This window comes from Streptomyces rhizosphaerihabitans (assembly GCF_025399795.1).
In the GTDB taxonomy this organism is placed as follows: domain Bacteria; phylum Actinomycetota; class Actinomycetes; order Streptomycetales; family Streptomycetaceae; genus Streptomyces; species Streptomyces rhizosphaerihabitans.
On sequence record NZ_JAODTZ010000109.1, the window covers coordinates 1 to 9,742 of the forward strand.

The window sequence follows — 9,742 nt, forward strand, 5'->3', positions numbered from 1 at the left end:
ACCGCGGCTGCACCGGCTCCGGCACGCGACCCTGACCGCCCCACCCCTACCCGGACCGCACCCGCACCCGCACCCGCACCCGCACTCGCACTCGCACTCGCACTCGCACCCGCAGCCGGGGCTGCATCCGCATCTGCACTCGCACCCGCACCCGCTCCCGGGACCGCACCAGGCCGGCACCCGCGCCGGGCCGCGCGCGTCCCGCACGCCGGATTCCTGGCACCGACCCACCGACCCACCGACCTGCTGACCCTCCGGCGCGAGAGGGGCGATCCTTGGAGGCATCCACCATGACCAGTGAGCCGACGGCACCTCTTGGCGCCCACCCGGACATCCTCGGCGAGCTCACGGCCGTGCTGGCCGGTGTCGTGCACGCCGACCCCGACCGGATCGACCCCTCACAGCCCTTCCCCGTCCTTGGTCTGGACTCCCTGCTCACCGTCGAGTTCATCACCGCCATCGCCCGCCGCTTCGGCGTCAGGATCGCCGGCGCGGCTCTCTACGAGCACCCCACGCCGGCCCTCCTCGCCCGCCACCTGGCAGCCGTCCGCCACGGCGGCGGCGAGGCCCCCGCTGTTCAGGACCCGGGTGCCTCGGCCGCGGTGCTGCAGGTGCTGCGCGGGCAGCTGGCGCGGATGCTGCACTGCGACCCGTGGGAGATCGACGGCGGTGCCGGCTTCGCCGAGCTGGGCATCGACTCCATCCTGGCGGCCGATTTCGCCGCCGGCGTCAACCGGGCCTACGGCCTGAGCGAAGGCCCCGTCACCGTCCACGAGCACCCCAGCCTCGCGGCCATGGCCTCCTACGTCGCCTCCCGCACCCGGGACGTGCCGGGTGCGGCGGCACCGGACACCGGCGGCGCACCGCCCGCGGCGGGAGCGGGACAAGAACCACCGCCCGCCGCCGGAGCGGGGCAAGAGCCTGTGCCCGGCGCCGGAGCGGGGCAGCGACCGCCGCCCGTGGCGGGAGCGGGGCCCGAGCCTGCGGCCGTGGCGGGAGCGAAGCGGGGCCCGCTGTCCCAGGACGAGATGATCGCGCTCCTCGACGCGGTGCGCGGTGAGCGGATCGGCGTCGACGAGGCCGCCGCACTCCTGGCCGACCGCTCCGCCTGACCGAGGCCACCCTCTGGAGCACAGGCCCTCTGGAATGCAGGCCCTTGGAGCACAGCCTTCCGGAGCACAGCCTTCCGAAGTGCAGGCCCTCCTGGACGCAGCCCTCCTGGAGTGCAGGTCCTCATGAGGGTGCAGGCCCTTCCTGGAGCGCCGGCGGCTGTCCGCCCGCTCCGGTCCCCGGCGGCCCCGGGCCGCGACGTCGCGCCGTCCGCAGCAGGGCGGCGAACCGAGACGGACGAAACGGCATCATGACCATCACCGCACCGCAGTCCCGCAGCGCCCCAGGGTCACCGCAGCACGAGACGGTGGCCCCGGTGAAGCTGTGGCTGTGCCCCAACGACGCCCTCCCGCCCGCCGTCGCCACCATCCTGGCGGCACACTGGCTCGACGAGCGTGAACACAAGACCGCGGCCCGGTTCCTCTTCGAACGCGACCGCCGGCAGTACCTCGTCGCCCACATCCTGGTCCGCCGGGCGCTGGCGCTGGAGGCCGGCCTCGCCGAGGCCGAGCTGGTCATCTGGCGTTCCTCGCGCGACCGGCCCTTCCTGCAGCCGCTGCCCGGCGGCCTGCCCCGGGGCGGCGGCCACCTGGACTTCAACCTCTCCCACGCGGGCGGCTACAGCCTGCTCGGAATCGTCCGAACCCAGCGCATCGGAGTCGACGTCGAGGGCCTGGACCGGGAGGCGGGGGCCCTGGAGACCATCCTGACCACCTTCACCCCCGAGGAGCAGCGATGGGCCAGGAGCGTGCCCCCGGGACGGCAGCGGGACCGCCGGGTGCTCCGCCTGTGGACCCTGAAGGAGGCCTACACCAAGGCCCGCGGACTGGGACTCGGGCTGCCCTTCGACGAGTTCGCCTTCTCCCTGGCCCAGGACCGGGGAGTGCTCGCCTTCCGGCCGCCCGCCGACGACACCGCCGGGCACTGGCGGTTCCTGGAACTGGAGCCGGTGCCCGACGTGCTGGCCGCGGTGGCCCTGCCCGCCGACGGACAGGCAGCCCCGTACCTCGAACTGCACCACGGATTCCCCTGGGACCGGGCCGCCCCGCACACCATCACCCTGCCCGGGCCGGTGGGCGCACCGCACGGCTAGATGATCAATTCCAAGGGATCAGTGATCGTAAGCAGTCAGTGAGCGCAAGACGGGCTGGCCGGTGCGGTCGTTGTGCCAGATCGCGGCGGTCAGCGCGAGGATGCGCTGCATGATGCGGGCGATCACGCCACGCGGAGTGCGGCCTCGGTGCTCTTCGAGGTTGAGCTGGCCCTTGAAGGTCTCGTTGACCGACTCGATAACCTGCCGCAACGGCTTGAACAGCGGGGCACCAGACCGTTCCGGCTCGCCCTTGCGGGCCGGCCGCAGCAGCTGGATGTCCTGCTCGGCCAACTCGTGTTCGAAGTCGCGGCCGAAGTAGTTCTTGTCGCCGATCAGTGTCTGCCCAGGCCGGGCGGCGGCCAGGTCCGATTCGGCGGCGAGCAGGTCCAGCAGGGTCTCGCGTTCGTTGGCCTTGGCGCCGGTCAGGGCGAAGGCGATCAGCAGGCCCTGCAAGGTGCACACCAGGTGCAGGCGAAGGCCCCAAAAGAAACGGCTGTGACTGGCGCAGTACCCGTACTCGGCCCATCCGGCCAGGTCGGAACGCTTGACGGTCTCGCGAGAACGTCCGCACTCCACCGGCGTGGAATCCACGATCCACACGTCGTCGCTCCATACAGAGGTGTCGATGGCCAGCAGTCGGGTCACCCGCCGCAGCAGCTCGGTGGCCTTGCGCAGCCGCTTGTTGTAGCCGGGCTGCTTCGGCAGATACGGGAAGAGATTGCCGTAAGTGACAGTGCGCGTAGCGAAGCCACTTGGCCTCGGATGTGAAGCCCAGCATGGCCTGCATCATCGCCAGCGTGACCAGCTCGGCATCGGTCAGCTGCGGAGCGATCCCGACCATCGGACGCCAGGGCGCCAGATGCGGTGACGCCTTCAACAGGTCGTCGGTCTTCACATAAAGTGCGGTCGCGAGGGACTCCAACTCCGTCTTCACCCACCGATGCTGGACTCCCTCGCCTTTGCGTGGGGAGCCGCGGGCGGTTGTCGGTTCACGGTCGCTTTCCGTGATCGACGGCAGGTCATGGCCTGTAGGCCCGACGGCTGGAACTTGTGGGCCCGACGGTCGGAAGCTGGTGGTGCCGGCAGCACGTGGAGCGGGATACGTCGCGGGCGCGCACCACCTCGTTAGGCTCAGGATCCATGATCTTGCTCAGTGATCCCAAGGTGATCAATATCCCGGTGCAGGACTGCGGTGAACCTCTCGCAGAGATCGCCTCGGTCCCGGTGATTGTGCTGGACCCCCGGGAGCGAGACGAAGCAGGGGCATACGGCCGGGTCCGGATCGGCGTGCTTGAGCGTTTGCGCTCGGCATCGGAGATGCTTCCCGACGGCGTCAAGTTCCTCGTCATAGAAGGGCATCGCAGCAGCACCGAGCAGGCGCGGCGGTTTGCCCTCTACGAGGACCGCCTACGCCGCTCCGGCATCACCGACCCCGTCGACCTGCGGCGCCAGGCCAGCGCCTTCGTCTCCCCGGTCGAGGTGGCGCCACACTGCGCCGGCGCGGCCCTCGATCTAACGCTCGTTGATGCCGATGGCGTCGAGCTGGACATGGGGGGCGCTGTGAACGGCCACCGCACCGGAGACGAGAAGTACTGTCCGCTGGACGCCTCGGGGCTATCAGACCAAGCACGTCGCAATCGCGACATCCTGGCCCGAGCCATGAGCGGCGCTGGCTTCGTCAACTACCCCACCGAGTGGTGGCACTGGTCTTACGGCGACCGCTACTGGGCACTGATCAGCAAGGCTGACAGTGCTATCTACGGACCAGCCTGACCAACTTGAACCGCAGGAACGTCAGCAGACAGTCACCGGCACCCCCCCCTTGGAATCGATCATCTAGTACGGCAGCGATGCCTGCCGACGGGGCCGGGGTCCGCCGTGGCCCTCCTTGAGCGGTACGTGGACCTGAAGAACGAGTTTTCCGAACGTGTCCCGGAAACGGAGGAACGACTCCTGGAAACGCCGGCGAGGGACCAGTGGTGCACCGCACCGCACTGCATTCGCTCAGGGCTGCTCAGGACCGGGAGCGGGGCACCTCGAAGTAGGTTCCGTTCGAGAGAGCCGGTCGGATGTCCACTTGGAGAACCGTTCCGTACCGGGCGCGGACAGACGGCACGGCTTCAGGGTGCCGGGGGGTGATGTCGCACCGGGAGTACACGGTGGTCTCCGGGGGACAGACGGGCGTTTCCTCGCCCTCCACCTGGTGCGCAGGAGGCGTGGTTCCGGGGGGAGCCGTGTCCCATGCGACCGTCACATCTTCGTTCAGCGATTCCAGGGAGGGAGTGGACATCAGCCGCCCATCGGGCTCCACGCCCCGCATCCGCTGGTACATCAGCGCGTAGTCCATCGATCCCCCGGACGCACTCCCGGGGCCGTTGACATTGGGCTGCCACTGCACGATGTGCGCGGCGTCGATATGCCGCAGCACGTCGGTGACCTCGCCTTCGACCCCGAACACGGCACGCCCGCTCATCGAGCAGGTCAGCAGGGGGCCCGTGGCGGGCTCCAAGAGATTGCCGCCAGATGTGCCGCATCTGTCCTCGAACACCGTATGTCCGGGGTGCAGGCCCTCCACGTGGCTGAACGATGCCAGCAGCCCCCGGATATACACCTCCTGCGCGTGGCGCTTGCGCTGTGCGTCGGCTCCCAGAGCCTTGGCCCGCAGCTCACTGTCGGCGGGCGGTCCGGCGCATGCGGTGGCCGCCATCGCCATCAACACGCATCCCGCCATCAGCACACCAGCGCCCGGTCTCCGACGCGATCCCAATGCCCCGCCCCTCCCCGATACTTGACGTCTCTCGCCACACATTTCCCCGTCCCGTGCACGAGTGCATGAGTACGCGTACTCAAAGATCCGCGAGCAGCACCGGACGGTCCGTGACGGCGAACGCGGGGAAGTGCACCGCCGGTCCCCGCCTGTCCGGCTTGGGCGAGGGCCTGTACGGCCGAGAAGGATCAGCACGGACTTCGCCGTAGCCGCCTGGTACTGCAACGGTGCCTGCCGTGACTGCCGGCCGGTTCGGCCGTCGGTGCGGTCATGGGTGCGAGCGGCCTGGCCGTCCACCTCGTACTGTCCGGCTGTCCGGCCTCCCCGAAGTACCGCAGCTCCTCCGGCGTACCTCGGTGGCATCCTCCGCAGCCGCCCGCAGGGCGTCGCTGACCGTCGGGTCCGCCAGGACGCGGGCGAAGCGACACGGTCGTCCTCGGCCTGGGCGAGGCGGTGACCGGTCTCCAGGAAGGCGCGCAGAGCCTGCGGGCTGCCGCCGTCGCGGGCCTTGCCGGCCTCCCGGACGACCGCCCTGCCACTGTCCTCGTCCGCCAGACATGGGCGGCTTCCGGCCGGTCGGGCGCCGCTGCCGGGGTGTCCGGGCGCTGCCGCCGGGGGTGTCCGGGCGGGGCGGGGAAATAGGGAGCGTACGCGGCACCAGGTTATCCGCCGTCCCGTGGCCGGGACCGGAACCGAGAGTTCATTTCCAGCGCAGATACACGTCTCCTCGAGCACCGCGCAGACTTCACCGGACTTCTCCAAGGGTGCCCCGGCCTTCAGGCCGGGGAGGAACTTGGACTCCTGCGGAGCAGGACGGGGAAAGCCGAATCGCCGTCAGGGCGATTCGGCGTCTGCGGCAGCGGCGTCGCGCCCACTCTCAAGCCGGTGCAGGATCTCGGAGTTGAGGGACCGCCGGTTGGCTCTGGCCTGGTCGGTGAGCCAGCGGTGGAGGTCTGCGGGAATCCTGAGAGTGATCTTTGTTTCCTCATGCATGCCCCTACCATAGGGGTAGAGTGGTGGCATGACGGCCCTAAAGGAAGCCGAGGGCGCCGGGTGTGCCCGGTACACCTACCGGCTCCGTGTGTCGTCGACCGCCCGCACCGCCCTGGAAGCGGAGTGGGCGCGGTGCCGGTGGATCTGGAACGAATGCTGTGCCCGCTCGAAGAAGGCATACGCCGACGACGAGAAGTGCGGCCCGGCCCGCCTGGACAGGATGCTGACCGAGGCCCGCACGGCGAATGCGTGGCTGCGTCAGGGATCCTCGGTGCCGCAGCAGCAGATCATCCGCGACTTCGCCAAGTCCCGTGCCAAGGCGCTGAAGGACGTCAAGGCCCGGCTGCCGCAGTGCCGGCGCGCTGGGATGCCGAGGTACAAGAAGAAGCATGCCGCCGACCCGTCACTGAACTACACGCAGCGCGGGTTCCGCCTGAAGGACGGGCGCCTGCACCTCGCGGGCGGCATCGCCGTGACGGTCGTGTGGTCGCGGGATCTGCCCGAGCCGCCGTCCTCCGTCCGCGTCCACCGCGACAGCCTCGGCCACTGGTACGCCTCGTTCGTCGTCGCGACCACCACCAAGACCCTGCCCGCCACCGGGCGGGACATCGGCATCGACTGGGGCGTCAGGGAAACGGCCACCACCACCTCGGACGCCCACGACCTGCCGCACGCCCAGCACGGAAAGAACGCTGCGCAACGCCTGGCCCGCTACCAGCGGATGACGGCCCGCCGCAGGCCCAAGCGCGGCCAGGCCGGTTCGAAGGGCTACCGTGAAGCGAAGCGACAGACCGCGAAGCTCCACAGGAAGGTCGCCCGGCAGCGGCAGGACACCGGCCGCAAGTGGGCGAAGAAGGTCGTGCGCGACCACGACCGGCTGGCGGTCGAGGACTTCCGTCCGAAGTTCCTCGCCAAGACCACGATGGCCCGCAAGGCCGCCGACGCCGCGATCGGCGCGACCAAGCAGGCGCTGATCCACATGGCCCGCAAGCACGGCCGTGAACTGCACCTCGTCCACCCCGCGCACACCACGATGGACTGCGCACAGTGCGGAGCGAGAACCAAGCACGCACTGCCTCTCTCGGAACGAACCTACGCCTGCACCACGTGCGGAGCCGTGTCCCCCAGGGACAAGAACTCCGCCCGCGTGATGCTCGTCCGGGCTGGTCTCAACCCGGCTGGTGCCGATCGTGCAAGAGCTGCCGGACCGCCGGTCCGCAGCCAACGTGAGCCAGGAATCCCCCTCCTTTAGGAGGGGGAGGAGTCAAACAACACCCCAATTGGAGCGCCGCTGGAGGACCGCTACAGGAAATCGCTCAAGGGGCACGGACCCGGCTAGCGTGCTCGGCGGCGGAGATTTCCGGCCACCAAAGGGAACTGGACGAGGAACTCGACGAGGTGGGGAGGACACCATGAAGATTCAGGTTCTGGGTCCGTTGAGTGCCGAGGTCAACGGGGGATCGATCGTTCCGACGGCCGGCAAGCCGCGACAGATCCTGTCGCTGCTGGCGCTCTATCCGGGGCGGGTCATGCCCGTTCCCACCCTCATGGAAGAACTCTGGGGGACCGAGCTTCCGGCCAGCGCGCTGACGACCCTTCAGACGTACATACTCCAGTTACGCAGAAGGCTCGGCACCGCCATGGGCCCGGGCGCGCCGACCGGAGCGAAGGACATTCTCGCCACACGGCACGGCGGGTACCTGCTCCAGATCGACCAGAGCTGCGTCGACGTCAACCAGTACGAGGACCTGGCCCGCCAGGGCCAGAGCGCGTTCGAGGCGGGCGACAACAAGGTGTCCGCGGCGCGTTTTCGCGCGGCCCTCGACCTGTGGAGCGGGCCGCCGCTGGTCGACGTGAGACTCGGGCCGGTCCTCGACATCGAGGTGATGCGGCTGCAGGAGAGCCGGCTGGGCACCGTGGAACGGCGCATCGACGCCGACCTGCGGCTCGGCCGGCACGCGGAGCTGATCGCCGAGCTGACCGAGATGACCGCCCGCCATCCCCACCACGAGGGGCTGCACTGCCAGGCCATGCTGGCGATGTACCGGTCGGGCCGGCAGGCCACCGCGCTGGAGGTCTACCGCCGGCTGCGCATGCGCCTCATCGACGACCTGGGCGTGGAACCCTCCCCGCAGCTGCAGCGCATGCACCAGGCCGTGCTGGCCGTGGACCCGCAGCTGGACGTGCTGGCAGGGCCGCGCCGCACCTCGACGTTCGACCTGTTCGCGGCATAAGAGACGCCACCACCCGGCCCGCCCCCGGCGCGGCCCACCCCCATACCCCGCCCCGCCCCAGCGCACCGTCCCACCCCGCTGCACCGCCACCGCACGGCCGACGGCGGCCCGTCACCGACCCCCGGCCGGCGGCCCGTCACCGACCAGGCCGGCGGCCTGTCACCAGACCGCCGGACTGCCGGACCGCCGGAGCCGTCGAACCACCGTTCCCGGACGGCGGCGGTCCGGCCGTTTTCCGTGGCGGGGCTCAGGCGGCCGTCTGCAGCCGGGTCACCGTCTCCCACAGGACCGCCGGCGTGGCGAAGGTGTCCAGGGAGAGCGCCTCGTCCACGAAGCGGACCGCGTAGACGTTCTCCAGCGAGCCCAGCAGCTCCACCGCGCCCAGTGAGTCCAGACCCGAGAGCCTGAGGTCGGTGTCGGCCTCCAGCGGTTCGTCCGCGCTGAGGAACGGCAGGTACTCGCGCAGGAGTTCCTCGAACTTCTTGTCCCAAGCCATGGCTGACCTCACCCTTTGCATGTTGTCGGTTCACCGAAGGACGTCCTGGCCGTACGCCGTGGCGCGTACGTCGTGCGAGCGGGCGGCGTCATCGTCGCCTCCCCGGGCCGGCCGGGCGGAGCAGACGTGGCATGGCGCAACCGCGCGCCCGTCACCACGGCCACGCGCCCACCACGTCCGGCGCGCCCACCACGTCCGGCGCGTCCGCCATGTCCGGCGAGTCCGGCGCGTCCGCCACGGCCACCAGGTTCAGCGCGTCCGCCATGGCCACCACGTTCAGTGGGTCCGGCGGTGCGGCGCCCGGCTCCTTGCTTCCGGTGCCTGCGGTGCGGGGCAGCCGCGCGTCGGCCGGCCGGCCCGGCAGCAGAAGCAGCCGCCCCGGTGGCCGGGGGTTCTCACTGCCGGGGCGGCCCTGGTGCGGCACGCCGGGCACCGCGGGCGGGGCGGCGGGCACAGGCCCGGCGGCGGTCGGGCCGAACTGCCGGGTGACCTGGGCGAGCCGGACCGCCAGGGCCTGGTGCCGCACGGTGTCCGGGCACAGCCGGTGGGCCGCCTCCAGCAGGTCGAGGGCGGCGCGGCCGTCGTCCCCGGCGAGCCGGCGCTCGGCCGCCTCGCGCAGCAGGTCCATCTCCTCGTCGGTGGCCGACCAGACGGCGGCGGACCGGGCGGCGGCCAGCAGGTGTCCGGCGGCCTGCGCCGAATGTTCGTGGCGGTGCAGCAGCCGGGCCGCCCGGCGGTGCAGCGCGACCAGGCCGGCGGGGGACAGGGCGCCGAGGACCGGGGCCCGCACGGCGGGGTGCGCGACACCGGCGGTGCCGAGCAGGCCCGCCCCGTGCAGAGCGGCCAGGCCCCACCGGACGGCGGGCACCGCGAGGCCGGCCAGCTCCGCGATCCGCTCCGGTGCGGCGGCCTCGTCCAGCAGCACGGCGGCCCGGGCGACGGCCGCGGCGGTGGGGCCCGCGCGGTGCAGGCAGGCGTGTACGGCACGGGCGAAGGGCCCGTCGGCGCCCGGGAACGGGAATGGGAACGGGGCAGGGGCGGCAGGGGGA

8 protein-coding genes and 2 pseudogenes are annotated in these 9,742 nt (G+C 71.1%); 5 read left to right on the forward strand and 5 right to left on the reverse strand.

What is annotated here, in order from left to right; translation table 11 throughout:
• Positions 1–290: 290 nt before the first annotated feature.
• Positions 291–1,112: an acyl carrier protein gene (locus N4G66_RS44350; protein ID WP_261710012.1), complete on the forward strand. Its 822-nt coding sequence runs from the start codon at positions 291–293 to the stop codon at positions 1,110–1,112.
• A gap of 248 nt (positions 1,113–1,360) precedes the next feature.
• Positions 1,361–2,203: a 4'-phosphopantetheinyl transferase family protein gene (locus N4G66_RS44355; RefSeq protein WP_261710013.1), complete on the forward strand. Its 843-nt coding sequence runs from the start codon at positions 1,361–1,363 to the stop codon at positions 2,201–2,203.
• Positions 2,204–2,221: 18 nt separating this feature from the next.
• Here the strand turns inward: N4G66_RS44355 and N4G66_RS44360 are convergent.
• Positions 2,222–3,137 (reverse strand): annotated as a pseudogene (locus tag N4G66_RS44360) (IS982 family transposase).
• Positions 3,138–3,343: 206 nt separating this feature from the next.
• Between N4G66_RS44360 and N4G66_RS44365 the strand changes: the two are divergent.
• A complete protein-coding gene (locus N4G66_RS44365) occupies positions 3,344–3,976 on the forward strand; it encodes a M15 family metallopeptidase (protein WP_261710014.1) in 633 nt (210 codons plus the stop codon).
• Between the two features lie 241 nt (positions 3,977–4,217).
• Here the strand turns inward: N4G66_RS44365 and N4G66_RS44370 are convergent, their stop codons facing one another.
• Positions 4,218–4,910: a hypothetical protein gene (locus N4G66_RS44370; RefSeq protein ID WP_261710015.1), complete on the reverse strand. Its 693-nt coding sequence runs from the start codon at positions 4,908–4,910 to the stop codon at positions 4,218–4,220.
• An 894-nt stretch (positions 4,911–5,804) separates the two neighbouring features.
• Entirely contained in the window at positions 5,805–5,963 is a 159-nt protein-coding gene (locus N4G66_RS44375) for an Arc family DNA-binding protein (protein WP_261710016.1), read from the reverse strand.
• 28 nt (positions 5,964–5,991) lie between these two features.
• Here N4G66_RS44375 and N4G66_RS44380 point away from each other — a divergent pair, with 28 nt between their 5' ends.
• Together N4G66_RS44380 and N4G66_RS44385 are read left to right on the forward strand one after the other, a co-directional pair.
• Positions 5,992–7,215 (forward strand): RNA-guided endonuclease InsQ/TnpB family protein, encoded by a 1,224-nt coding sequence (locus N4G66_RS44380; protein ID WP_261710017.1) that lies wholly within the window; start codon positions 5,992–5,994, stop codon positions 7,213–7,215.
• A gap of 160 nt (positions 7,216–7,375) precedes the next feature.
• Positions 7,376–8,197, forward strand: coding sequence for an AfsR/SARP family transcriptional regulator (locus N4G66_RS44385; protein ID WP_261710018.1), 822 nt, complete (start codon positions 7,376–7,378; stop codon positions 8,195–8,197).
• A 247-nt stretch (positions 8,198–8,444) separates the two neighbouring features.
• Here the strand turns inward: N4G66_RS44385 and N4G66_RS44390 are convergent, their stop codons facing one another.
• Together N4G66_RS44390 and N4G66_RS44395 are read right to left on the reverse strand one after the other, a co-directional pair.
• Positions 8,445–8,693 carry a phosphopantetheine-binding protein gene (locus N4G66_RS44390; RefSeq protein WP_261710019.1) on the reverse strand — a complete coding sequence of 83 codons (249 nt, stop codon included), beginning with the start codon at positions 8,691–8,693 and terminating at the stop codon, positions 8,445–8,447.
• A gap of 151 nt (positions 8,694–8,844) precedes the next feature.
• Positions 8,845–9,742: pseudogene (locus tag N4G66_RS44395) on the reverse strand (hypothetical protein); the annotation flags it as partial.

Bases quoted from the DNA above. Each gene is read 5' to 3' on its own strand.
- N4G66_RS44350 (WP_261710012.1), top strand. From the start codon at position 291: ATGACCAGTGAGCCGACGGCACCTCTTGGCGCCCACCCGGACATCCTC.
- N4G66_RS44355 (WP_261710013.1), top strand. From the start codon at position 1,361: ATGACCATCACCGCACCGCAGTCCCGCAGCGCCCCAGGGTCACCGCAG.
- N4G66_RS44365 (WP_261710014.1), top strand. From the start codon at position 3,344: ATGATCTTGCTCAGTGATCCCAAGGTGATCAATATCCCGGTGCAGGAC.
- N4G66_RS44370 (WP_261710015.1), bottom strand. From the start codon at position 4,910: ATGGCGGCCACCGCATGCGCCGGACCGCCCGCCGACAGTGAGCTGCGG.
- N4G66_RS44375 (WP_261710016.1), bottom strand. From the start codon at position 5,963: ATGCATGAGGAAACAAAGATCACTCTCAGGATTCCCGCAGACCTCCAC.
- N4G66_RS44380 (WP_261710017.1), top strand. From the start codon at position 5,992: ATGACGGCCCTAAAGGAAGCCGAGGGCGCCGGGTGTGCCCGGTACACC.
- N4G66_RS44385 (WP_261710018.1), top strand. From the start codon at position 7,376: ATGAAGATTCAGGTTCTGGGTCCGTTGAGTGCCGAGGTCAACGGGGGA.
- N4G66_RS44390 (WP_261710019.1), bottom strand. From the start codon at position 8,693: ATGGCTTGGGACAAGAAGTTCGAGGAACTCCTGCGCGAGTACCTGCCG.